We start from the raw sequence: 23,249 nt of genomic DNA, 5'->3' as shown, positions 1-23,249 counted from the left end.
CATTAACAGATGTTTTGTACTCGCTTATTTTTCCGGCGTATATTTTAGTTCCAGATTTGCACAAACTGCGCCGCGGTTTTCATTGAGCCATCGGCGGCAGGTTTTGTAATCTGGGCAGAACTGTCCTACCAATTGCCAATACTCGGTGCCGTGGTTCATGTGCACTAAGTGGCACAATTCATGCACGACTAAATAATCCCGTATGGCAGGCGGCATTTTGATGATGCGGTAGGTGTAATTGATATTCTTTTTAGCAGAGCAACTGGCCCACAAGGTTTGTTGATCTTTGATGACTACGTTATTATATTCTACCCCTATTTTAGCGGCCCACTGAGCTGTTTTGGCTTTTAACACCTCTGTTGCTTTTTCGCGCAGCCACGTTTCGGCCAGTGTGTTGGGATTGGTTTGCGGGGTTTGCAGATAGATATTAAAAAGTTCTCCGTTAAAATCCACCCCTTCCTCTTGGTCCGGTGTTACGTGAATGCGCACCGGATACAATTTGCCTTCGTACAATATTTTGTCCGGCTCGGCGGCGGAGTTTTCCTCGGCAGAACCGAACACTTCCGGCATTTCTTTTTTAAGCCGTTCGATAAATAGTTTTACATCACTAATCACACTTTGGGTATCGCTCATATTCTTATTATAGCAATTGCGGAAAATACCGTTGGTATTTCTTCTGTTTTTTTGGCCTATATTTTATACAATACATATATATAGTGGAGGAGTCCGTGAGTACAGAAAATTTGAAGAAAACGCCGCTATGCGCTGCCTGTGAGGCCGCCGGCGGAAAAATGGTAGATTTTCACGGGTGGTTGTTGCCCGTACAGTTTGACAGTATTTTAGCCGAGCATAAGGCCGTGCGCGAAGCGGCGGGTATGTTCGACGTTTCTCATATGGGACAAGTATGGGTAGAAGGGAAAGATGCGTGGAAATTTTTGCAATATGTGAATACCAATATCATCAAACGTACTCAGTTCAAGGGGACCTATTCACATCTCGTCGATGAAAAAGGTCATATTATTGATGATGCTATTTCATTTGCGCTTTCTCCGGAGAAGTATTTGGTAGTGGTCAATGCGGCCTGTATTGATATTGATGCGGCGTGGTTTAGTAAAAATGCCGCCGGATTTGACGTCAAAATCACCAATGATAGTGAGAACTGGGGCATGATTGCCTTACAAGGGCCGAAGGCCTTGGAATATGCCGCTGCATTACTACCGGGTGTGCAGGACATGGAACGTTTTACGATTAAAGAAATCGAATTATTCGGTGCCAAAGGATATGTGACCCGCACCGGTTATACCGGCGAAGACGGCGTAGAAATTATGTTGCCGCCGGCGCAGATTGTGCCGTTGTGGGATAACCTCAAAACTGCCGGTGTAAAACCCTGCGGCCTGGGCGCGCGCGATGTGCTACGTTTGGAAGCGGGCTATTTGCTTAACGGCGTAGATGCCACCGGAACACAAACCCCGTATGAAGCAGGTTGCGGGTGGGTGGTTAAATTAGATAAAGAAAAATTTATCGGACAACAAGCCCTTTCTGCTCAAAAAGTAGCCGGTCTAAAAAGAAAATTGACCGGGTTCATGTTGACTGTTCCCGGTGTGCCGCGCGAAGGATGCAAGATTTTTAAAGACGGCAAAGAAAAAGGGTATGTCACCAGCGGTACATTCTCTCCGTTGTTTAAGGGGATTGCTGTAGGATATGCCGATACGGATTTACAAGAAGGAGACGCAGTAGAAATAGAAATACACGGCCGCAAATTGCCGGCTAAGAAAGTCAAAACACCGTTTTATCAAAATCGGGTATAAGGAGAAATTATGCATACGGCAGAAAATAGTAAATATGTAAAAACGCATGAATGGGCTTATTTGGAAAATGGAGTGGCCACTGTGGGAATTAGCGAATATGCTCAGCAGGAAATCGGAGATATTGTGTTTGTAGATTTGCCGAAAATTGGCACGCAAGTAACCGCCGGACAAAATTGCTGTGTAATTGAATCTGTTAAATCTGCCAGCGAAATTTATGCTCCGCTCAGCGGCGAAATTGTAGAAGTGAACGAGGCAGTCAATGCAGATCCGGCCTTGGTCAACCGCGCTGCGCACGGGGATGGATGGCTATTTAAAATCAAAGCCAGCAAACCGGAAGAATATGAAGGATTAATGGATTTGAAGGCCTACCAAGACACCTTAGATAAATAATAAATCCCCGCCTGTGGGCGGGGTTTTTTAGAGGATTTTATGTTTACTCCCCATACTCAAGAAGATAAAAAAATAATGCTTCAAAAAATCGGTGCGTCCACGGTGCAAGAGTTGTTTGCACAAGTGCCGGCGGATTTATTACATCCGGTTATTTCTTTGCCGGAAGCCTTGCCGGAAGGAGCACTGACTCGTCACATCAAAGAACTGGCCGATAAAAATCAATCGTTGTCCAATTTTATTGGAGCCGGTTGTGAAGAACATTTTATTCCGGCGGCTGTAAATGCACTAAGTAGCCGCGGGGAATTTTTAACCGCTTATACTCCTTATCAAGCGGAAGCCAGCCAAGGTACTTTGCAAACGATTTATGAATTTCAAAGCTGTATTTGTGCGTTATTTGATATGGATGTATGCAGTGCTTCTCATTATGACGGAGCTACGGCCTTGGCGGAAGCGGCGGCCGCTTGTTTGCGAGTCAATAACCGTACTAAAATTTTATATTCTGCCGGTTTGCATCCGCATTACAAAGAAGTGTTAAAGACTTATCTGAAACACACCGCTAACGTGAAATTGGAAGAAGTACCTTTGCAAAACGGTACGGTAGATTTGGCGGCTTTGGAAAAACAACTGACGCCGGAAGTATCTGCGTTCTTAGTAGCCGGGCCGAACTTTTTCGGGCAATTAGAACCGCTGGAAGATATCGGAGAACTGGTGCATAAAGCTGGGGCCTTATTTGTAACGGTGGCTAAACCACTGGCACTTTCTTTGGTGCATACACCGGGCCAGTACGGAGCTGATTTTGCCGTGGCCGAAGGGCAACCGCTTGGAAATGCGATGCATTTTGGTGGCCCGGGATTGGGGATTTTTACCTGCAAAAAAGAATTTGTTCGCCAAGTGCCCGGTCGTATTGTGGGAATGGCAAAAGATAAAAACGGCAAGCGCAGTTTTGTGCTGACCTTGCAAGCACGCGAACAGCATATTCGCCGGGAGCGGGCTGCTTCTAACATTTGTTCCAACCAGGCTTTGTGTGCCTTAAATGCGGTTATTTATATGACCTTGTTGGGGCCTGAGGGACTTAGAGAAGTAGCTGAACTTAATTTGGAAAAAGCGCACCGACTGGCCGAGCTCTTGCAAGCGGACGGGCACACGCTTCAATTCCATACTCCGTTCTTTAATGAGTTTGTGTTGCGGCTCAATGTTCCGGCGAAACAAGTCATTAAAAAATTGGCGAAAAAAGGAATTGCCGCCGGCTATGATTTGGGCCAAGTGAGCAAGGAATTAAAAAATTGTTTGCAGGTATGCGTAACGGAAACAAAAACCGACGCCGATTTGAATGCTTATGTAACGGCTATGAGGGGGTTTTAATATGCAAGAGATTTTGAAAACCAGTAAACTCAGTATTGAAAAATCCCACGCGGGCCGGCGCGGTGTGCGTTTTGAAAAACCGCAATTTGGACCGGAAAAATATGTGCCGGCCAAGTATTTGCGCAAAACCAAAGACCGCTTGCCTGAACTTACAGAACAGGATACCGTGCGGCATTTTACCAATTTGTCCCGTCAGAATTATTGTTTGGACAGCCATTTCTATCCATTGGGTTCTTGCACGATGAAATACAATCCAAAAGCCTATGATGTGCTTAGCAATTTAGATAAATTTGCGCAAGCACATCCTTTTGCTCCGGAGCAAGCGGTGCAAGGGACTTTGGAGATGCTGTATAATCTGCAAGAAATGCTCAAAGAAATTACCGGACTAGCGGCCTTTACGTTGCAGCCGGCAGCCGGAGCTCATGGAGAACTAACCGGTATTTTGACGGCGCGTGCTTATTTTGATGCCTTAAAAGACAAAAAGCGTACGGAAGTAATTGTGCCCGACACGGCGCATGGTACCAATCCGGCCACTTCTCATATGGCGGGCTATCAGGTGATAAATATAAAATCCGGCGCGGATGGACGTGTGGATTTACAGGCCTTAAAAAATGCTTTGTCAGAGCGGACCGCTGTGGTTATGTTAACGGTGCCCAATACAGTAGGTCTTTTTGAAAAAGAAATACGTCAAATTGCCCAGTTAGTACATGACGCCGGTGCCTTGTTATACATGGACGGAGCCAATTTTAATGCACTGATCGGTTCTGCTAAACCGGCAGACTTTGGCATTGATATCATGCACTTGAATTTGCATAAGACTTTTGCGGCTCCTCATGGCGGCGGCGGCCCGGGGGCTGGCCCTGTGGGGGCTACGGAAAAATTAGCTCCGTATTTACCTAAACCGATGGTAACCAAAACCGCCAAAGGCAGCTACACGCTAAGTGGGAAAATGCCGAAAAGTTTGGGGAAAATGAAATCTTTTTATGGAAATATCGCGGTATGTATCCGTGCCTATTGTTATTTGCGTCAGTTTGACGGAAAAACATTAAAAACGATTTCAGAAGATGCGGTATTAAGTGCCAATTACATGCGGGTACTGCTCAAAGAGGCTTTCCCGGCCTTCTTTGACAGTGCGTGTATGCACGAGTGTGTGCTGACGATTCAAAAGGAAAAAATGAATGGGGTACATACCAGTGATGTAGCCAAGCGGTTGTTGGATTACGGCTTTTATGCTCCGACGATTTATTTCCCGCTCATTGTTCCGGAAGCCTTGATGATTGAGCCGACCGAAACAGAGAGCCGGGATATGTTGGAGGCTTTTGCCGAAGCCTTGAAAAAGATCTTTGAAGAAGCTCAGAATGCACCGGAAGCGGTGAAGCAGGCTCCGCATACGCAGCCTGTGGCGCGTATCGACGAAGTAGGCGCCGCCCGCGAGCCGAATTTACATTGGTAATATGGCGGCTGTTCAATTATTAACTCCTGCGCTAACTGTCTATGAGCACATGGCTTTGGACGAAACCTTGGCGCGGGAGCCTTTGGCAGAACCGGTACTGCGGTTTTACCATTGGACGGACGGCCCGGCAGTGACGTTTGGCTATGCGCAGTTCTATGATTTGGTGCGTAAACAAGTGCCTTTGCAGGCAGGCGCCTTGTGCCGGCGACCTACGGGGGGCGGACTTGTATTTCATGGAGAGGATTTAACCTTTAGTTTGATTTTTCCAAGTGAAACACTACGCCCGCAAACGATGTATGCCCAGTTGCATGGCGCTATCGAACAGGCTTTTGTGCAAGCAAAAATTGCCCAGCCGATTCGCCAAAGTGCGGTGAGTGCTACGGCTTATGCTCCACAACAAAACGGGATTGCCAACGGCTGTTTTGCCCGTCCGGTAGAGGATGATTTGTTAGAGGGCGGACATAAAATTTTAGGGGGAGCGTTACGGCGTTTTGGGAAAGTGGTATTATACCAAGGTTCTTTGCAACTTACCGGCGCGCGCACAGAGGTACAATTTCGCCGGGCTATTGTGGCAGGTTTGGAAAAAATATGGGCCTGTACGTTCCAAACAAAAATGATATCTCGGGAAACATTAGACATTGCTAAAAATTTAGCACGAACAGTTTATCAAACGGATGCGTGGACCAAGAAATTTTTATGAACAAATGGATTAAATTACTCATTGCAATTTTATTAATGCCTACGGTGTTTTGGGTGGGCGTAGAAACGGTGGGGGCTTTTTTCTACGTCTTAAAAGACTTTCAGGTGGCCGTAGGACTATTAGCCGGGGCGGCACTTTATTGTGTGATCCATTTTGGCGGATATAAATTTGAACGGATGTATGTATGGGCGCACGAAACAACGCACGCTGTGGCGGCTTTGTTGTGTGGGTACCGCGTGCATTCTATTACGGTCAACAAAGATAACGGACATGTCACAATGGACCGTTACAATACGATGGTAGTATTGGCTCCTTATTTTGTGCCGTTCTATGCTATTTTAACGGGGTTTTTATATTTGGCAGTTGATTTGTTCGTAGATGCGGCTCCCTATCGTTCGGCCTTCGTGTTTGTGGTAGGATTTTTCATGGCATTTCATTTTGTACAAACCTTTCAAACTTTGTGGGAAGTGGACCAACCTGATTTGAAACTAGCCGGCGGACGTGTGTTCTCGGCGGTTATGATTATTTTATGTAATGCCTTGGTGCTGGTATTAGTATTAAAATTACTGTTTCCGCAACGGGTGCATTTATTAGAGATGGCGGCTACTATCGGAAGAGAAAGCTGGCACGTGTGGAAACTGATTTTTCATTTTGTGGCGGGATGGTTTTCCTCTAATCCTTCCAGTGCAGTATGAGCAAAAAAGAACAGACTACAACTAAGAAAACAAAGAAATCTAGCGCGTGGCATTGGGTGGGCCGGTTGTTTACAATACTGCTGCGCACGTTGTTGTTTGTAGTCATGCTTGTATTTTTGATCGGTGGGGTGTCGTGGGTGGCGATAAGCCATATGTTTAACGCCCAGCAAATCAGTCAGGCCATGACCTATCAATTGCAAAAAGTATTTAACCGGCCTGTCATCATTTCTTCTTTGGATCTGAAATTCTTAAATACCGTGGAGCTGAAGGGTTTTGCCGTGTTGGACAGTGAAGTGCAACCGGGCGAAGAGGTGGTGTCGGCCGAATCTGTATTGATTCGTTATCAGTTATTACCCTTGTTAGATCATGAACTGATTATTGATGAAGTCACCCTGCAAAAACCGCGTATTAATGTTTTGCGTGCGGAAGACGGTATTTATAATGTACCTCCCGTAAAAATGTCTGAAGCGCAACCCACGTATGTCAATGAACAAACCGGTCAGAAATGGCAAATTAAAATTGAAGACTGGCGCATTCGCAACGGGGTAATGAGTTATAAAGATTTAAAAAGCGGAGTCAGCCATGCCATTTACGGGCTCAATATGCATTTTCGGAAATTGAGATTTAATGATTGGTCTGATTTTCGCTTGGAAACCGTACTGCGCAATCAATGGGGAGATAATATTTCTGATTTAGAGATACGCGGAGTGGGACAAATTAATTTTGCAGATTTTAGATGGACCAAGTTTGGACTGCGTAATTTCAAAACGCATGTGGCGGTTTTCCGTAAGCCGGTAAATATGACGATAGATTTGGAAAATTTACGCCAACCTACTTTTTCCTTACAGGCCAAAGCGCCTGCTTTTGACCAACAAGATTTATCCGTTTTCAAAAAAGATTTACCCGTTTTTAGCGTTCCTGCTACGACTTTATCGGTGAAAGGAAATCTGAACGATACCTATACCCATTTAACACTGGAAGAAACCACCCTTCACAGTAATTTAACCTCGGTTACGGCTAGCGGAGAAATCGATTTTGCCAGTGCACCGGTAACGGCAGATATCACGTTTAAGACAGATTCAACGGACTTAAATACGCTTAGCAAGCACTGGCCGGCACTCAATCGATTCAAGTTAGCCGGTCAAACTGCCGCATCCGGTAATTATCAGTCTAATAAGGGCCGCAATGTTTTGCCTCAATTGGAATTAACCGCCAAAAATGTAACGGGTGATTTTTGGGGATTTAAGGCAAAAGATGTAAACGGGCAGTTTATCGCCAAGAAGAATTTTACGGATTTGTATGCCAAGACTACTTCGGGTCAAGTACATGTAGCCGATACTGTTTTTGACGAATTAAAAATGACAGGATCGTACCGTAATGATGATGTGTATGCGTACATTTCTTCGGCGTTACTTAACAAAGTGCCGCTCAAATTAAGACTGTCTATTAATAAAATCAAAAAAGACAACCGTACTATTGATACATCTATTTACTTAAAGCATTTTGATCCGATGGCTTTTATTGGGGTAGTAGCGGATTTCGTGGATGTTATTTTAGCGATTCCGGAAAAACCGTCCGCCCCCACTCCGTTGCAGACGGGAGAGTTGGCTTGGATGCGTAATTTCCGCGATCGTTTGCCGACCTTTATGCCTCGTTTTTCGGGTACGTTATATGCTGATACTTTTGGCAGCAGTGTCTTGTCCGGTAAGCGATTTAATGCAGAGTTTGCGTTTACAGGGCTGTTGCCGGGTGCGGCAGATTTAGATGGTACTGTGGATATGAAACTGGAAGACGGTATCATTCATCAAATGGAAAAAGTAGCGGAAGAACAAGAGGCTTTAAGCGTTACTTATACCCCATTTATTATGTTGCACCGGATGGAAAGCAGCGGAAGTTTTAAGGTGGGGGAAGTGCTCAAAGATGTGGCATTTGAAGAAATGGCTGTTTCAACGGACTTCAAAAAGGGTACAATGATTATTAACAACGCTTTTACGCAGGGGCCGATTATTTCGGCGGCAGTGTCCGGATGGACGGACTGGGTGCGTGAAACATTTGAGCTGGTGATTTGGACGATGATTACTCCTTCGTCTCGGCGCGGTGTGCTGGCGGAAAATTTGACCGATGAAAACGGCAATCCGGCACTTTCCTTTAAGGTGTCTTCTTCCATGTTAAAACCTAAACTGGAAATGCTGCGTGCCAAAAAAACCAATGAACAAATCACAGCTGCCCGTGCGCGTGGTTTGCGTACGAATTTTACGAAGAGTAAAGAATTTGTGAAAGGAGAGTTTAATGCCAAGAAATAATCTAGATTTGTTGTCACTTTTGCAAGAACACGGAGCCGTGGTAGAAGGACATTTTGTGATGCCTTCCGGCTTTCACAGTCAGACATATATTCAAACATCACTTTTGCTTCAGCATCCGCATTTGGCACAAAAAATTGCCCAAGCCATGAGCGACAAATTTCCAGCCAAATCCGACGTGGTTATGGCTTTAACTCCTTCCAACTCCGTGTTGGCGCAAGAAGTGGCGCGCGTGCGCGGAGCACGGGCCATTTTTGCTTCTAAAGATGATAAAGGAAAATTAATTCTAAAACATAATTTTGTCATTAAACCGGGTGAAACGGTGCTATTAGTAGATGACGTCACCGTGGGCGGGCGCAAAGTATTGCAGGCGGAAGCCTTAGTGAAATCCGCCGGCGCAAAAGTGCTAGGCATTACGGTAATGGTGGACCGCTCCATGGGTATTTTACCGTTGACTTTGCCGCTACGGGCCCTGCTCTCGTATCCAATTCAGACATTTAGCGCTAAGGATTGCCCGTTATGTGCATCCGGAATGCCGGTACAGAACATTGACGATTTTAATAAGGACGTAGAGAATGCTTGAAATACAACTCAAACCCAAAGAACAGCGCCGCATAGCAGCCGGGCACTATTGGATTTTTTCCAATGAAATTGCCCATCTGGATACTTCCATTGAGCCGGGTACGCTAGTTCGTGTACTCGACAGCGATGGCAATTGCGTGGGGACCGGATTTTTTAATCCGCATAGTTTAATTGCGGTGCGTTTGGTGCAAAAAGGGGCGGAAGAATTGCCGGAAGATTTTATCTTTCAAAATTTAGACGCCGCTTATGACTTGCGTAAAGAAATCGGCGTCCGAAAATACGGCCGTATGTGTTACGGGGAAAGTGACCAACTGCCCGGGCTGATTGTAGATCGTTTCGGTGATATTTTGGTGGTGGAAATTTTAACAGCCGGCATGGAAAAACAAAAAGAAGCCATCATCGCCGCGTTAAAGAAAATTTTTAAACCCAAAGGCATTTATTTCCGTGCGGACAGTGCTTTTCGCGGGTTAGAGGGATTAAACAATACGCCCGAAGTGGTAGGGGAAGTGCCGGATACGGTGCTGATTGAAGAAAACGGAGCTAAATTTGAAGTGCCTTTGCGCGTAGGCCAAAAGACCGGTTATTATTATGACCAACGTGAAAACCGCGCTTTCTTAAAACCTTATTTCAAAGATAAACTGGTGGTGGATTTATATTCGTACATCGGTTCTTTTGGCATTGTGGCGGCTTTGAACGGGGCCGCACAAGTGTGGGGAGTGGATTCTTCCGCCGCGGCCGTGGAACTGGCCAACAAAAATGCCGAGCTCAACGGGGTAAAAGAGATTGCCGTGTATCACCGGGATGATGCGGAGCGCGTGCTTTCTGCCATGAAAAAGAAAGAACTGCCCGATCAACCCGATATGGTGCTGTTAGATCCGCCGGCTTTTGCCAAAAGCCGCAAAAATTTACCGCAAGCGGTAGGCTTGTATGTTAAATTGGTCAAGATGGCCTTGGAAGGGCTTGAGAAAAACGGTTATCTGGCTTTTTCTACGTGCTCGCACCATATTTCGCGCGAACTGTTTGTGGATATTATTCGCCAAGGTGTCAGCAAATCCGGTAAACGTGCAGTACTAGTGGAACTGCGCGGCCAAGCTAAAGACCATCCGGTATTAATCGGTATGCCGGAGACAGATTATTTACACTTCGCCTTAATACAAGTGAAATAGTTGAAAGTAATTTTGACAGAGAGCGGAACGAATAGTTCCGCTCTTTTTTGTTTGGGTTTTAGGGAATTTTCAAAAAAGACTTGACACTTTTTTTTTTAGTATCATTTAAAAAAATTATCAAAGGAGGCTGTATGAAAAAAGGATTCACCTTAATTGAACTGTTAGTAGTAGTGTTGATCATTGGTATTTTGTCCGCGATTGCTTTACCACAATATAAAAAAGCTGTTGCCAAAGCACGCTTTTCCGAAGCCTTAATTATGCTTAAATCACTCAAACAAGCAAAAGATGTATGTTCTTTAGAAAATGGAACAGGCTGTGCTAGCGTTGGGAGTGGGTCTCTTGCAGTTGAAGTACCAGTGGAAACGGATCACTTTATGTTCGATGCTGGGGATGGGTATACCGGATATTATGGCCCGACAGCCGGGTATAAAGATGAAAATGTCTGTATCTGTTATTATGATGCAGCAGACCCAGTGAGAGGATTTAATGGTACTTTAGTTCTTTCGCAGGGTGGAAATTTTTGTTCCGAAAATGATCCTACGATGGACTATGCTAAACTACTCAATATTCCGGAAGTGACTGCAGACGAGTGCGGTTGTTGTTAATCTTTTCACATCGCGTGCAGGGCCGCACCAATCGTCGCTAAAATAGCCCCGCCGAAAAAGATAATCAGCAAAATAGGAAGCATCGCAATCAAAACCGTTATCCAGCCAAATAGTCCCGCCCACCACGCGCTTTGACGGGCCAGTTCTTCTTGATTTTGAGTCAGCTGGTCTTGGGCACGTAAAGAAAAAATCAGCGCACCCAAGGCCAGCGGGATAGCAAAAAAGCCCGTAAAACAAGACAAACAAATCGCTACCACCGCCAACACGAAATGTGTATTTATTCTGCAGCTACTGCCACCCGGATTTGTTGGATTTTGGGTAGAAATATCCGTCTGTACTGTTTTAGTGGGTTTCATTTTTTGCCTCCATAGTTATTTATTTTAACGGCTTATTTCTTTTTGCCGCCGTCACCGCATCCGCATCCACATCCCATAGTGACACCCCCTTTTCCTATAGTCATCTTGCCCCATTATTATATAAAATGTATTTTCAAAGGAGTGTCTCAAAATGATATTAGAAAAAGACAATGCGGCTCAATGTGCCCGTATGACCAAAATCCGTCTTACCCAGCAAGAAACAGCCGACTATGAAAAACAATTGCAAGATTTATTTGGTTGGATGAAAGAGCTGGCTGAAGTAGATACTACTGCGGTGCCGGAAACATCTTTAGCTCGCGCGGCGTATTTGCGCCCGGACGAGCCCATTACCGATGAGCCGCTGGCGGAAGCGTTGGTGGCGGCATTCCCTGCCAAAGAAGGCCATTGTGCCAAGGTGAAAAAGGTGCTCTAAATGAAAACAGTATTGGAAATTGCACACGCTGTACAAACCGGAGCTCAAACGGCCCGCGCCGCGGTGGAAGAGGCCTTAGCCGCTATTGAAAAATTAAATCCTACTTTGAACGCTTTTGTAGAGGTATGGGCGGAAGAGGCTTTGCAACGCGCGGATGAAATAGATGCGCGCCGTGCCCGCGGAGAAAAATTAGGATTGTTAGCCGGAGTGCCGGTAGGAATTAAAGATAACATTTTATATAAAGGGCACAAAGCGACCTGTTGTTCCAAGATGTTGGCCAGTTACGTTGCGCCGTACAATTCCACGGTAGTCAATAAATTGTTGGCGGCCGATGCAATTATTGTCGGGCGCACCAATATGGATGAATTTGCCATGGGTAGCAGTAACCAAACCTCTGTCTATGGACCGGCCCGCAACCCTGTAGATACTCAACGAGTACCCGGCGGTAGTTCGGGGGGTAGTGCCGCGGCCGTGGCGGCCGGTATGGTACCGGCGGCTTTGGGCACCGATACAGGCGGATCAGTGCGTCAACCGGCGGCTTTTTGCGGCGTAGTGGGCATTAAACCCGGTTATGGGCGTATTTCTCGTTATGGAGTAGTGGCATTTTCTTCCGGAGCAGATCAGGTTGGTGTGCTTGCTTCTGATGTGGCCGGTGCGGCGCGTATGCTGGAAGTGTTATGCGGCCGGGATGAAAATGATTCCACCTCTCTTCCCGATGAAGTGCCTGCATTTAGTCAGCATTTTACGAAGGATATTAAAGGGCTCAAAGTCGGCATGCCCAAAGGATTTTTGGACGATTTAGATCCGCAGATTAAAACGGCGGTTTTGCAAGCGGCTGAGCAACTGAAGCAATTGGGTGCTCAATTGGTAGATATTGAAGTGCCACATGCCAAATATTCGGCCCCGTGCTACTATATTATTACCAGCGCAGAAGCGAGCTCCAACTTAGCCCGCTTTGACGGTATCCGATATGGCTATAATGACCAGACTACCTCTAATCTGAACGATTACTACGAAGTATCCCGCGCGCCTTTTGGCGTCGAGGTGAAAAAACGTATTATTATTGGAGCTACGGCATTGAAAGCGGAAAATTACGCGGATTGTTATTTGCAGGCAGTCAAAGTGCGAGAGCTGATTAAACAAGATTTCGTAAAAGCATTTGAGCAGGTAGATGTCATCTTGACGCCTACTTCTCCGATGACCGCTTTTAAGCTGGGCGAACATGCCGATAATCCGCTGGCGGTTTATTTGGCAGACTTATATACTTGTCAGGGAAATATCGGTGGACTGGCCGGTATCAGTGTTCCGTGCGGAAAGGATAAACGGGGATTGCCGATTGGCTTGCAATTCTACGGGCCGATTTTGCAGGAAGAAAAAATATTAAATGCGGCGTATCATTTTGAGAAGAAAGCATGATAGTATCTGAATTTTCTTGCGGCGGTGTGATACTGGACGGACGAAAAGTATTACTGGTGCAAGTAAAAAATATGAAGGGCAAAAAAATATGGACTTTTCCCAAAGGCCATATTGAGGCAGGGGAAACTCCCCGTCAGGCGGCCCTGCGCGAAGTGCTGGAAGAAACCGGCTACAAAGCCGTTATCGTCCGGCCGATGATTCGCGTAAAATATGCTTTCACCTTCCAAGGTAATTACATCAAAAAAATGGTGCAGTGGTATTTAATGAAAAAACTGGGACGCATTGGTAAACATGATGCGTCGGAAATTTTGTCTATTCGGTGGGTGTCACTACTTAAAGCGCGTGAGTTGGTGCAATACCCCAGCGATATCCGGCTGGTGGAAATGCTACTTTCTTCCTTACATATTGAGCCGGCCGAAGAACCCGAAACAGAAGAAAAATAATTTGTAGGTGTAACACCTCGTCTGATAGACGGGCGATATTGTCTTTTTGTCGATAAAGGAAAGGACTTGATATATTGTTTCTTTTCGATTACATTATTAAGTAGTGTTAGAATTAACTTTCAAGGAGCCTAACTATGAAAAAAGGTTTTACTTTGATTGAATTACTGGTAGTAGTACTCATTATCGGTATTTTGTCAGCGATTGCCTTGCCGCAATATGAGAAGGCAGTCACAAAAGCAAAAATAACTGAGATGAAAGTAATAGCTCATTCTCTCTATGAAGCGGGTGAAGCATATCGTTTAGAAACAGGTCAATACCCTGCAGACACTTCGGGGTTAGTATTGAATTTTGGACAGAATGTGATGAATAAATATGACATTAGTTGTTTAGCACCGGAAAATGCAACTTTTCGATCTTGTCAGGTGAGTCTACGTACGTACAAAAAGGATGACGTTATGGGAGTAATATATTCTTGGACTGGTGTCTACACTGCTACGGATCAATCCTATCAATTAAGAAGAGCAACTGCGGCTAATGCAACAACTCCTTGGGGATTTACTGCAAAAGATTGCGTTCCTTATGGAGGACATTTAGTTAATACGCCAAGCGGTAATGGCTGTGTGCTAAATTAACAGATGATTAAATAAATCCCCGTCTTTACGACGGGGATTTATGAATTGATTCCAATTATTGAAAATTACAACAATTTGGAGGCCATATCCGCCAGGCGGCTGCGTTCTGTCTTGGTAAACGTGATATGCCCGTAAGAGGGTTGGCCTTTTAAGCGGTCCACAATATAGGTCAATCCGTTGGATTCCACATCTAAGTACGGCGTATCAATTTGATACGGGTCGCCCGTGATGATGATTTTGGTGCCTTCTCCGGCGCGAGTCAAAATAGTTTTCATTTCGTGCGGTGTGAGGTTTTGGGCATCATCGACAATCATATATTGTCCCGGCAGAGAGCGTCCGCGCATATGCGTTACGGAAGCGATTTCAATCTTACCGCTATCTAACAGGTAATGCGCTTTTTCCTCGCCTTCTTCCGGGTTTTTGCGGTCTGCTAGGAATGCCAAGTTGTCATAAATGGCGCCCATCCATGCTTCCAATTTCTCTTCTTTCGTTCCGGGTAAAAAACCCAAATCTTTTCCCACCGGTACGATAGAGCGGCACACGACCATGCGGCGATATGCATTTTCGTCCATGGTGCGTTGCAATCCGGTGGCTAACGTAATTAACGTTTTACCGGTGCCTGCGGTGCCGACCAAGGTCACAATGTCCAAACTATCATCGAGCAATAATTCCATGGCAAAGCGCTGTTCTTTGTTTAAGGGTTTAATGCCCCAGGCTACCGGTTCTTGAGTTGAAAGCGGTTTGAGCAAAAGTTCGCCGTGATTAGACACACGTCCGATAGCGGACTTTTTGGCATCTCCGGCGGCTTTCAAAATCAAAAACTGATTGGGAAAATAGGTATCTTTGGGCAAAGATAATTTTTTGTCGCGGTAAAAAGCATCTATTTTTTCGGCAGGAACTTCCACTTCCGCTACGCCGGTGTATAGTTCATCTACGTTTACTTTGTCCGACGTGTAATCTTGCGCCGCAAGGCCCAAAGCCTCTGCTTTTAAGCGCATATTAATATCTTTAGTCACCACGATAACGGGGGCCTGTGCTTTTCTATAAGAGCCCTCTTTTTTGGCCATGGTGTAGGCAATGTTCAAAATGGAATTGTCGGATTTATTTAAGGACAATGCTTGCGGTAAAATGTTGGTTTTATCCAGTTCAATTTTCAACATGCCGCCCTTGGGTAATTTCACGCCTTCGTTTAACCGGCCTTTTTGACGCAGGGCATCTAACTCTCGGGAGACAATGCGGGCGTTCCTGCCGCGGGTGTCGCCTTCGCTTTTGAACTGGTCCAATTCTTCAATGACGACCATCGGAATAACAATATCATTATCTTCGAAGGCGTAGATAGAATCTACATCATGCAACAAAACATTGGTGTCTAAAATAAATGTTTTTTTCATATTTCACCTCATAGCCGCCTGCGCGGCCGGATACCTATAGTATAGAGTTTGTGCGGCTTTTAATCAAGTTTTTTTTACACACCTGTGCACAGATGGCCTTCAATACGCTACAATATACTTATGAAATATCTTTGCATTCACGGACATTTTTATCAACCTCCCCGCGAAAATGCTTGGCTGGAAACTATCGAACGCCAAGACAGCGCGGCCCCTTTTCATGATTGGAACGCTCGCATTACTGCCGAGTGTTATGGCCCCAACGCGGTTGCGCGCGTACTCAATGAGAAGGGAGAATTGGTTCGTCTGGTTAATAACTATGCGCATATCAGTTTCAATTTCGGCCCGACGCTTTTATCGTGGATGCAAGAAAATGCCCCGCAAGTGTACCAAGCCGTTTTAGATTCGGATAAACAAAGCCGTCAACTCTTTGGCGGACATGGTTCTGCCATTGCACAAGTATATAATCACATCATTATGCCGCTGGCCAACGGGCGGGATAAAGAAACACAGGTCAAATGGGGCCTGTATGATTTCAAAACCCGTTTTGGACGAGACGCAGAAGCTATGTGGCTAGCCGAAACAGCCTGCAATACCGAAACCTTGGAAGTATTGGCGGCGCACGGATTAAAATATGTAATTTTGGCACCGGGTCAATGTGCCCGCGTGCGCAAGATAGGGCAAAAACAATGGACGGATGTATCTGGCGCCAAGGTAGATCCTAAACGGGCTTACTTGTGCAATTTGCCGTCGGGCAAAAAAATAGCTTTGTTCTTTTATGACGGGCCGGTATCACAAGGAATTGCTTTTTCCGATACGCTTAAAAGCGGAGAAAATTTGGTCAATCGTTTAATCGGTACTTATAGCGATGACAAAGGCCCGCAGTTGGTACATATTGCTACCGACGGAGAAACCTACGGACATCATCAAAAATTTGCCGATATGGCTTTGGCCAGTTGTTTGGAAATCATACAAGATATGCCGGATGTTCAACTGACGGTGTATGGGGAATTTTTAGAAAAATATCCGCCTGAATATGAAGCGGAAATTATTGAAAATACATCGTGGAGTTGCTTTCACGGAGTGGAACGTTGGCGCAGTGACTGCGGATGTAATTCAGGTCGAGCCGGCTGGCATCAGAAATGGCGTGCTCCATTGCGTGCCGCATTAGATTTTATTCGCGATGAGATGGCCCTGACTTTTGAAAATAAAGGCCGTGAATATTTCAAAGATCCGTGGGCAGCACGAAACGATTATATAGAACTGATTTTAGACCGCAGTTTGGACGCCCAGCACCGCTTTTTCTTGCGGCATGCTACGGAAACAGCTTGGCGGGACCGCAGTACCGCACTTAAATTACTGGAAATGCAACGGGCGGCCTTGCTGATGTACACCAGTTGTGGTTGGTTTTTTGATGAAATCAGCGGGTTGGAAACAGTACAGATTTTACAATATGCTTCGCGTGCTTTGGAGTTACATGTCCAAGTGGGTGGCAAGGAACTGGAAGAACATTTTGTACAAATGTTAAAAGCGGCCCCCAGCAATGTAAAGAGTTTGAAAAACGGCGCGGCCGTGTATGAAAAATACGTGCGTCCGTCTCGTATGTCTTTGGAAAAAACCGCCTTGCAAATTGCCTTGCACTACGGAGCAATGGACAAAGATCCTTTGCCTATGTACGGCTGTGAGATTAGCCATTACCGCTGTGTGGTAAATAAATCTAGTCAGGCCAGTGTGATGACAGGCGGCATGCACATCAAAAATATCATTACATTAGAAGAGAAAGACGTGGTGTTTGCGGTGGGATATACGCATCAGGAATTTTGTATCACTTGCGGTACGGCTCCTGCCAACGAAGTTAATGAACAGGAAATTTTTGCTTCCTTAAAAAATACCATGCAGCATGGCTCGGCGGCACAATTGCAGGAAGAAATCTCCCGCGCTTTTAAGCATATTTATCCGTTTAATTCTTTGTTTGCCGATGTCCGGCGCGAAGTGCTGAGCCGTTTGTTGCACCGGGTGGAAAAACAAACCACAGAAGGATTTGACCGTATTTTTGAAGTACAATATCCGGCTGTGCGCGGGTTAAAATATGTAGGAGCCCCTTTGCCGGCTGCTTTTGCGGCTGTGGCGGATTTTGTACTCACTTCTGATTTGCAAACCGAACTCCAGCAAAAAGAAATAGATGTCCATGCAATCGAAGAATTACTGGAAGATGTGCATGCGCTGGGGTTAAAGCTGGACATGAAAAAGATTAACCCGATTGTGGAGCAAAAGTTAGAGGCTTTTGCGCAGGAGTTCTGGCAACAACCGCAACAAATAGAAGCGGCGGTAAAATTGGTGGAGTTCTTAAACTATATTGATATTTTTGGCTTTACGCCAAACTATTATCAAGTGCAGTTAAAAGTATTTCAAGGGCTGGAAAAGCTAAGCGTTGCGGCCCGCGGAAAAAGTATTTTGAAAGCACTGGCTCATAAGCTAAAAATTGAAATATAAGTTTTGGCCCGAACACTTCCTCATAAAAATAAACCCCGCTTGCGCGGGGTATATTTTTGGTAGGGATAGGATTCGCCTTCCGGTAAAATTCCTGACGGAATTTTCCTGCAGGCCGGGCTCGCGGTTTTTGCCTTTCGCCGCTAACAGCCGCGGCTCAAACAAAAACATCGCTGCGCCTTTCGAATCCTCGCGGCAGGAAGCAGTTCCTGCCGCTTCTATACATAAAATTTAAAACCCGCCAAGAAGGCGGGTTTCAAATTTTGGTAGGGATAGGATTCGAACCTATGTAGGGCGTAGCCCGACGGTTTTACAGACCGTTGCTTTTGACCACTCAGCCACCCTACCGAATAAAGTGAAATGAGAGCGGGATATCCCGCAGGTCGTAGCATTTTCAACACATTTATTATAACAAAAAAAGCATTCGACTGTCATTTTTGTTTCTTCTTACCAAACAGAGAGGTGGCTCTTTACCGACGAAAAATTTAACGCTCCAAGGAAGCATTGAAAATTGATAAAATAACCATATGGCAAGTACCTATGATACTCCTTTAATGAAGCAATACGCCGCGATTAGAAACCAATATCCCGGCGTCATTTTGTTTTTCCGATTAGGGGATTTTTATGAAATGTTCGACGAGCAGGCGCGTGAAGTGAGTGGACTGCTCAGTCTCACTTTAACCCAGCGGCACGGGGTACCTATGTGCGGCATCCCGTTTCATGCCGCCACCACCTATATCGGCAGACTACTCAAAGCCGGCAAAAAAATAGGTATTTGCGAACAAGTCAGCTCAGAGGCCGACGGAAAAACTAAACTCTTTGAACGTAAGGTAATCCGCGTAATTACTCCGGGTACGGTTTTGGAAGATAATATGTTGGATGCCAATCAATCCAACTTTTTGGTCTGCTTGACTACTCGGGGCAATGGTTGGGGCATGGCCTGTGTAGATGTATCCACGGGAGAATTTTGGGTTACTGAGCAAACCGATGATCCCCACTTGACCAATTTGGCAGGTGCTTTGGCGGCTGTAAATCCTTCAGAAATTATGGCAGACGATAATACCTTGCGGCAATTGCAACACAAGGTGGTACTGCCTTCCCATTTATTATTGACCACGTTAGATCCGTTGCAGGGGGGAGAAACCATCCCGCCTACTTGGCCGGTGGAGGCCCAATGGAAGGGCCGTTCCATGGCGCTGACGTGTGCGTTACAGGTGTTGCGGTATGTAGCGGCCACCGAGCCCGGCGTGCAGGATACATTAGTGCCTGTGTACCGTCAATTAACCGATTATTTGCAACTAGATGAAAATGCAGTTAATTCCTTGGAACTGGTCAAAAGCCAAGAGGGATCTCGCCAAGGCAGTTTATGGGCTTTGTTGGATCACACCAAAACCGCTTTCGGCAGTCGTAAATTAAAAGAGTGGATTTTGCATCCTTCGTTATCTGTGCAGGAAATCCGCCAGCGGCAAGACTGCGTGCAAGGATTTATGCAAAATCAAGAGGCGCTGGCAACATTAGGGCCTATTTTGGAGAACATTTCCGATGTTGAACGGATTATGACTCGCACCGCGGCAGGACATGCCTCTCCGCGCGATGTGGGGGGATTACGCCAGTCTTTACTTCATGTAGAACCGTTGCATCGATGGCTGGAAAAATACGGTGCGCAAGTAGTTCCGCATATCCAACAGCGATTTGAGCAATTTTATCCGGCTACTCAAGAGATGTCCAAATTATTATATGAGGCCATTGATGAAGAGCCGCCCTTGCATATCGGAGACGGACATATTATTCGGCCGGGATATCATGCCGAGTTGGATGAATTGCGTGCCTTGCGTAGCAACAGCGGCAAAGCGCTGGAAGAGTTGTGCGCCCGCGAAAAAGAGAAAACCGGTATTACCAATTTGAAAGCAGGATACAACTCTGTGTATGGGTATTATTTAGAGGTAACTAAATCGCAAATTGAAAAAGTACCCTACAATTATACACGCAAACAAACCCTGACCAATGCCGAACGTTTTATTACGCAGGAACTAAAAGAATTAGAAAATAAAATCTTAAATGCCGAAAGCCGAATTTTGCGGTTAGAAAGTGCTTTGTTTGACGAAATACGTAAAACCTTGGCCGGCCAACTGACTCCGCTAAAACAATTTGCTCAGGCAGCGGCGGAATTGGATGTGTATTTATCCTTAGCCTTGGCGGCTTTGAAATATAATTTTGTGCGTCCGACCGTAACAGACGGAACGGGGCTCTCTTACAAAGCAGGCCGTCATCCGATTGTGGAATCTTTAATTCCGGCGGGCTCTTTTGTTCCCAATGACTTGGAACTGGACGGTTGCCAAACCCAAATGATGCTCATTACCGGTCCTAATATGGGCGGAAAAAGTGTGTATCTCAAGCAAACAGCTTTGATTGTAATTATGGCTCAAATGGGTTCCTTTGTACCGGCCAAAGAAGCGTTTGTGGGAATTGTAGACCAAATTATGACCCGCATTGGTGCACACGATGCCTTGCAACGGGGTAATTCTACCTTTATGGTGGAAATGAATGAAACAGCCCATATTTTAGCGTCTCAAACCCCGCGCAGTTTGATTTTGTTAGATGAGGTCGGTCGCGGTACTTCTACCTTTGACGGTATTTCAATTGCGTGGGCTATTGTGGAATATTTATACCGTCCAAAAGGAGGCGCGAAAGTATTATTTGCCACCCATTATTTTGAGTTAGTAGACTTGGAAAATAAGTATGCCAGCGTGAAAAATTTTCACGTAGAAGCCAAGGAATATCAAGACGCTGTGGGACAAAGCAAACTGGCCTTTTTATACCGCATTTTACCCGGACCGGCCGATCAATCGTATGGAGTGCACGTGGCTGAAATTGCCGGCTTGCCGGCGGCCGTAACTTTGCGTGCACGCAAAGTGCTTAAAGATTTGGAAGCGCAAAAAGGTACCAAAATTTCCGCCAAAGAAAAAACAGCCGGACAGGATTTATTTTCCGCTCCCATTTTACAAGAAATCCAAATGACCAATCCGGACAAATTAACGCCCATGGGTGCTTTGCAATTGATAGCCGAATGGAAAAAGAGAATAGAAAATGAATAAAATCCATGTGTTAGATGAAAAAACTGCCGGTCAAATTGCTGCAGGAGAAGTCATCGAGCGGCCCGCAGGCGTATTAAAGGAATTATTAGAAAATGCGGTGGATGCCGGAGCTACGGTCGTGCACATAGATATAGAGGGGGGCGGCCGGGAGTTAATCCGTATCAACGATAACGGTTGCGGGATGACTCCGGCGGATTTGGCGGCCAGCGTGCTACGCCATGCAACCAGTAAAATTAATCATTTTGAAGATCTAAACAATTTGCATACTTTTGGATTTCGCGGGGAAGCCTTATATTCCGTAGCGGCTGTATCTCATTTGAAAATGACCAGTTGCGTGCCGGAAGGGGAAGGCTCTTGTTTAGAAGTGCACGGCGGTCAAGTGATGGGCCAGCGCCCTGCCCCGGCTATTGCAGGCACAACGGTGGAAATACGAGATTTGTTTTACAATGTGCCGGCCCGGTTAAAATTTCTGAAAAGTGCTTCTTACGAACGCGCTTGCCTGTTAAAGGTAGTAGAAGAAAGTGCACTGGCTAATTTGCAAGTAGGATACACTGTAGTAAGTTCCGGGCGGGAAGTATATCAGCTGCCTGCGCAAACGGGACCAGTCAAAGAAGCGGTACTGGCCCGCGCCCGCGATATTTTAGGCGCGGAGGTGGGGGAAAGTTTAATCCACCGCTCTTTTAAGGAGTTGGGACTGGAAATTTTCATTACGCCGCCGGATAAATTAGTGGCCACGCGTGATTTACAATTTATGTTTGTTAATCGCCGCCCGGTGGAAAGTAAAACCATTCAACAAGCGGTATACCGCGCCTTTCAAAATGTCCGTTCCAAAGACAGACATCCCGCTTTTATCATTTATATAGAGGCCGATCCTGCCTCTTTCGATGTGAACATTCACCCGCAAAAACGCGATATCCGTTTTGCAGATGAAAGACACATGTTCTCTACCATTTTGCAAGCGGTATCGGAGACGGTATTTAGTTCGGCCCAGCCGGTGAACTTTCAACCGCAAGCGGACGCGTCCGATACACCGGTTGCCACGCAAAAACCCTTGGTGCCTTCTGTTCCGGTGGCGTCAGCTGATTTATTTGAAAAACAACCCGGGGAAATAGTGGGTATCCCGGCTGTTTCCAAGTCGGAAGAATCCTCTCCTCGCAGTTGGGCCTTGCGGGAAACGGAAGATCCGGTGGAGTATCGGGCCGCCAATGCAGAATTCGTGGCTTCTAAACCGCAAACAACTTCTCCGAAAGCAGATGCAGTTTCTTCTGCGCAAGCGGCTGCTCCGGCGTGGTGGCATGGGCCGTATCATTATCTGGGACAACTGGAAAAAACCTATTTGATATTTGAAAATCCGGATGGACTCGTGCTGATTGATCAGCATGCGGCCCAAGAGCGTGTTTTGTATGAACAGTATTTAGATGCGTTTGAAGCACGTAAAGTGACGGTGCAAGAACTTATTTTCCCCATTCATGTGGATGTATCTGCAAGTAACGCCGAAAGTTTGATGAGTTGGGCCGATTGGTTGAAAAAGGCCGGATTTGAATTAGCGCGTTTCTCAGCCCGTACGATTTTAGTTAATACCATTCCTTCCATGTTGCGATTTAAGGAAGATGATATGAAGGCCTTTATTGTTTCTCTATCGCAAATTGTGGGAGATCCCGCCAAATCTGACGATAAACTGAAACAAAAAATGGTGGCTTTACTGGCATGCAAAAAAGCCATCAAAGCTCACGACCAAATTTCCGTCGCCGAAGCGGAAGGCCTGTTGGAAAATATGAAGAAGTGTAAAGATGGGATGCATTGCCCACATGGCAGGCCCTGTGTGGCGGTGCTTAGTACGAAGGATATTGCCAAGCTGTTTGGCAGGTAATAAACGGCTTCTTCGGCTGCAAGGATTTACGCACAAAACCCGACACATAACGTATCGGGTTTTGT

General features: G+C 45.8%; 19 protein-coding genes, 1 tRNA gene and 1 pseudogene. 17 read left to right on the top strand and 4 right to left on the bottom strand.

Translation table 11 applies throughout. The features are described from left to right. Nucleotides 1–24 precede the first annotated feature (24 nt). Entirely contained in the window at nucleotides 25–633 is a 609-nt protein-coding gene (locus tag IKN49_00370; protein MBR3631518.1) for a M48 family metallopeptidase, read from the bottom strand. 95 nt (nucleotides 634–728) lie between these two features. Here IKN49_00370 and gcvT point away from each other — a divergent pair, with 95 nt between their 5' ends. From gcvT to IKN49_00320, 10 genes and pseudogenes are all read left to right on the top strand, one after another. Then, nucleotides 729–1,808, top strand: a complete 1,080-nt coding sequence (gcvT, locus tag IKN49_00365; protein ID MBR3631517.1) for a glycine cleavage system aminomethyltransferase GcvT — start codon at nucleotides 729–731, stop codon at nucleotides 1,806–1,808. 9 nt (nucleotides 1,809–1,817) lie between these two features. After that, a complete protein-coding gene (gene gcvH, locus IKN49_00360) occupies nucleotides 1,818–2,198 on the top strand; it encodes a glycine cleavage system protein GcvH (GenBank protein ID MBR3631516.1) in 381 nt (126 codons plus the stop codon). A 39-nt stretch (nucleotides 2,199–2,237) separates the two neighbouring features. Continuing rightward, nucleotides 2,238–3,560: an aminomethyl-transferring glycine dehydrogenase subunit GcvPA gene (gcvPA, locus tag IKN49_00355; GenBank protein ID MBR3631515.1), complete on the top strand. Its 1,323-nt coding sequence runs from the start codon at nucleotides 2,238–2,240 to the stop codon at nucleotides 3,558–3,560. A 1-nt stretch (nucleotide 3,561) separates the two neighbouring features. After that, nucleotides 3,562–5,013 (top strand): aminomethyl-transferring glycine dehydrogenase subunit GcvPB, encoded by a 1,452-nt coding sequence (gene gcvPB / locus IKN49_00350; protein MBR3631514.1) that lies wholly within the window; start codon nucleotides 3,562–3,564, stop codon nucleotides 5,011–5,013. A gap of 1 nt (nucleotide 5,014) precedes the next feature. Further along, nucleotides 5,015–5,713 carry a hypothetical protein gene (locus IKN49_00345; protein ID MBR3631513.1) on the top strand — a complete coding sequence of 233 codons (699 nt, stop codon included), beginning with the start codon at nucleotides 5,015–5,017 and terminating at the stop codon, nucleotides 5,711–5,713. After that, nucleotides 5,710–6,408 (top strand): M50 family metallopeptidase, encoded by a 699-nt coding sequence (locus tag IKN49_00340; protein MBR3631512.1) that lies wholly within the window; start codon nucleotides 5,710–5,712, stop codon nucleotides 6,406–6,408. The genes IKN49_00345 and IKN49_00340 overlap by 4 nt, the downstream gene beginning before the upstream one ends. After that, the gene (locus IKN49_00335; GenBank protein MBR3631511.1) at nucleotides 6,405–8,711 is read left to right on the top strand and encodes an AsmA family protein; all 2,307 of its coding nucleotides are present in this window, start codon (nucleotides 6,405–6,407) and stop codon (nucleotides 8,709–8,711) included. The genes IKN49_00340 and IKN49_00335 overlap by 4 nt, the downstream gene beginning before the upstream one ends. Beyond that, complete coding sequence (locus IKN49_00330) at nucleotides 8,698–9,291, top strand: hypothetical protein (GenBank protein MBR3631510.1); 594 nt, start codon at nucleotides 8,698–8,700, stop codon at nucleotides 9,289–9,291. Before IKN49_00335 ends, IKN49_00330 begins: the two co-directional genes overlap by 14 nt. Then, nucleotides 9,284–10,456: a class I SAM-dependent rRNA methyltransferase gene (locus IKN49_00325; GenBank protein ID MBR3631509.1), complete on the top strand. Its 1,173-nt coding sequence runs from the start codon at nucleotides 9,284–9,286 to the stop codon at nucleotides 10,454–10,456. Before IKN49_00330 ends, IKN49_00325 begins: the two co-directional genes overlap by 8 nt. Nucleotides 10,457–10,587: 131 nt before the next feature. Then, a pseudogene (locus IKN49_00320) lies at nucleotides 10,588–10,725 on the top strand (prepilin-type N-terminal cleavage/methylation domain-containing protein). 341 nt (nucleotides 10,726–11,066) lie between these two features. Here the strand turns inward: IKN49_00320 and IKN49_00315 are convergent. Further along, nucleotides 11,067–11,417: a hypothetical protein gene (locus tag IKN49_00315; protein MBR3631508.1), complete on the bottom strand. Its 351-nt coding sequence runs from the start codon at nucleotides 11,415–11,417 to the stop codon at nucleotides 11,067–11,069. Between the two features lie 151 nt (nucleotides 11,418–11,568). On the opposite strand from IKN49_00315, the gene IKN49_00310 reads away from it, so the two are divergent. The 4 genes from IKN49_00310 (at nucleotide 11,569) to IKN49_00295 (ending at nucleotide 14,341) form a co-directional block, all read left to right on the top strand. Further along, complete coding sequence (locus IKN49_00310) at nucleotides 11,569–11,850, top strand: aspartyl/glutamyl-tRNA amidotransferase subunit C (protein ID MBR3631507.1); 282 nt, start codon at nucleotides 11,569–11,571, stop codon at nucleotides 11,848–11,850. Next, entirely contained in the window at nucleotides 11,851–13,266 is a 1,416-nt protein-coding gene (gene gatA / locus IKN49_00305) for an Asp-tRNA(Asn)/Glu-tRNA(Gln) amidotransferase subunit GatA (protein MBR3631506.1), read from the top strand. Continuing rightward, the gene (locus IKN49_00300) at nucleotides 13,263–13,709 is read left to right on the top strand and encodes an NUDIX domain-containing protein (protein MBR3631505.1); all 447 of its coding nucleotides are present in this window, start codon (nucleotides 13,263–13,265) and stop codon (nucleotides 13,707–13,709) included. Before gatA ends, IKN49_00300 begins: the two co-directional genes overlap by 4 nt. Nucleotides 13,710–13,843: 134 nt before the next feature. After that, nucleotides 13,844–14,341 (top strand): type II secretion system protein, encoded by a 498-nt coding sequence (locus IKN49_00295; protein MBR3631504.1) that lies wholly within the window; start codon nucleotides 13,844–13,846, stop codon nucleotides 14,339–14,341. 65 nt (nucleotides 14,342–14,406) lie between these two features. Here the strand turns inward: IKN49_00295 and IKN49_00290 are convergent, their stop codons facing one another. Then, entirely contained in the window at nucleotides 14,407–15,732 is a 1,326-nt protein-coding gene (locus IKN49_00290) for a PhoH family protein (protein ID MBR3631503.1), read from the bottom strand. A gap of 120 nt (nucleotides 15,733–15,852) precedes the next feature. Here IKN49_00290 and IKN49_00285 point away from each other — a divergent pair, with 120 nt between their 5' ends. Beyond that, the gene (locus IKN49_00285; protein MBR3631502.1) at nucleotides 15,853–18,222 is read left to right on the top strand and encodes a DUF3536 domain-containing protein; all 2,370 of its coding nucleotides are present in this window, start codon (nucleotides 15,853–15,855) and stop codon (nucleotides 18,220–18,222) included. A gap of 261 nt (nucleotides 18,223–18,483) precedes the next feature. Here IKN49_00285 and IKN49_00280 read toward each other — a convergent pair. Further along, nucleotides 18,484–18,567, bottom strand: a tRNA-Tyr gene (locus IKN49_00280). A gap of 179 nt (nucleotides 18,568–18,746) precedes the next feature. Between IKN49_00280 and mutS the strand changes: the two genes are divergently transcribed. Next, nucleotides 18,747–21,314: a DNA mismatch repair protein MutS gene (gene mutS / locus IKN49_00275; protein MBR3631501.1), complete on the top strand. Its 2,568-nt coding sequence runs from the start codon at nucleotides 18,747–18,749 to the stop codon at nucleotides 21,312–21,314. Then, the gene (gene mutL, locus IKN49_00270; protein ID MBR3631500.1) at nucleotides 21,307–23,184 is read left to right on the top strand and encodes a DNA mismatch repair endonuclease MutL; all 1,878 of its coding nucleotides are present in this window, start codon (nucleotides 21,307–21,309) and stop codon (nucleotides 23,182–23,184) included. The genes mutS and mutL overlap by 8 nt, the downstream gene beginning before the upstream one ends. The last annotated feature ends 65 nt before the right edge of the window (nucleotides 23,185–23,249 follow it).

This window comes from Elusimicrobiaceae bacterium, assembly GCA_017528825.1.
Taxonomy (GTDB): domain Bacteria; phylum Elusimicrobiota; class Elusimicrobia; order Elusimicrobiales; family Elusimicrobiaceae; genus Avelusimicrobium.
Note: the sequence above shows the minus strand (reverse complement) of the source record. Positions and strands in the feature narration are given on the sequence as shown.

What these genes read in the sequence shown, in the direction of transcription:
- IKN49_00370 (MBR3631518.1), bottom strand. Translation starts at nt 633, where the DNA reads ATGAGCGATACCCAAAGTGTGATTAGTGATGTAAAACTATTTATCGAA.
- gcvH (MBR3631516.1), top strand. Translation starts at nt 1,818, where the DNA reads ATGCATACGGCAGAAAATAGTAAATATGTAAAAACGCATGAATGGGCT.
- gcvPA (MBR3631515.1), top strand. Translation starts at nt 2,238, where the DNA reads ATGTTTACTCCCCATACTCAAGAAGATAAAAAAATAATGCTTCAAAAA.
- gcvPB (MBR3631514.1), top strand. Translation starts at nt 3,562, where the DNA reads ATGCAAGAGATTTTGAAAACCAGTAAACTCAGTATTGAAAAATCCCAC.
- IKN49_00345 (MBR3631513.1), top strand. Translation starts at nt 5,015, where the DNA reads ATGGCGGCTGTTCAATTATTAACTCCTGCGCTAACTGTCTATGAGCAC.
- IKN49_00340 (MBR3631512.1), top strand. Translation starts at nt 5,710, where the DNA reads ATGAACAAATGGATTAAATTACTCATTGCAATTTTATTAATGCCTACG.
- IKN49_00335 (MBR3631511.1), top strand. Translation starts at nt 6,405, where the DNA reads ATGAGCAAAAAAGAACAGACTACAACTAAGAAAACAAAGAAATCTAGC.
- IKN49_00330 (MBR3631510.1), top strand. Translation starts at nt 8,698, where the DNA reads ATGCCAAGAAATAATCTAGATTTGTTGTCACTTTTGCAAGAACACGGA.
- IKN49_00325 (MBR3631509.1), top strand. Translation starts at nt 9,284, where the DNA reads ATGCTTGAAATACAACTCAAACCCAAAGAACAGCGCCGCATAGCAGCC.
- IKN49_00315 (MBR3631508.1), bottom strand. Translation starts at nt 11,417, where the DNA reads ATGAAACCCACTAAAACAGTACAGACGGATATTTCTACCCAAAATCCA.
- IKN49_00310 (MBR3631507.1), top strand. Translation starts at nt 11,569, where the DNA reads ATGATATTAGAAAAAGACAATGCGGCTCAATGTGCCCGTATGACCAAA.
- gatA (MBR3631506.1), top strand. Translation starts at nt 11,851, where the DNA reads ATGAAAACAGTATTGGAAATTGCACACGCTGTACAAACCGGAGCTCAA.
- IKN49_00300 (MBR3631505.1), top strand. Translation starts at nt 13,263, where the DNA reads ATGATAGTATCTGAATTTTCTTGCGGCGGTGTGATACTGGACGGACGA.
- IKN49_00295 (MBR3631504.1), top strand. Translation starts at nt 13,844, where the DNA reads ATGAAAAAAGGTTTTACTTTGATTGAATTACTGGTAGTAGTACTCATT.
- IKN49_00290 (MBR3631503.1), bottom strand. Translation starts at nt 15,732, where the DNA reads ATGAAAAAAACATTTATTTTAGACACCAATGTTTTGTTGCATGATGTA.
- IKN49_00285 (MBR3631502.1), top strand. Translation starts at nt 15,853, where the DNA reads ATGAAATATCTTTGCATTCACGGACATTTTTATCAACCTCCCCGCGAA.
- mutS (MBR3631501.1), top strand. Translation starts at nt 18,747, where the DNA reads ATGGCAAGTACCTATGATACTCCTTTAATGAAGCAATACGCCGCGATT.
- mutL (MBR3631500.1), top strand. Translation starts at nt 21,307, where the DNA reads ATGAATAAAATCCATGTGTTAGATGAAAAAACTGCCGGTCAAATTGCT.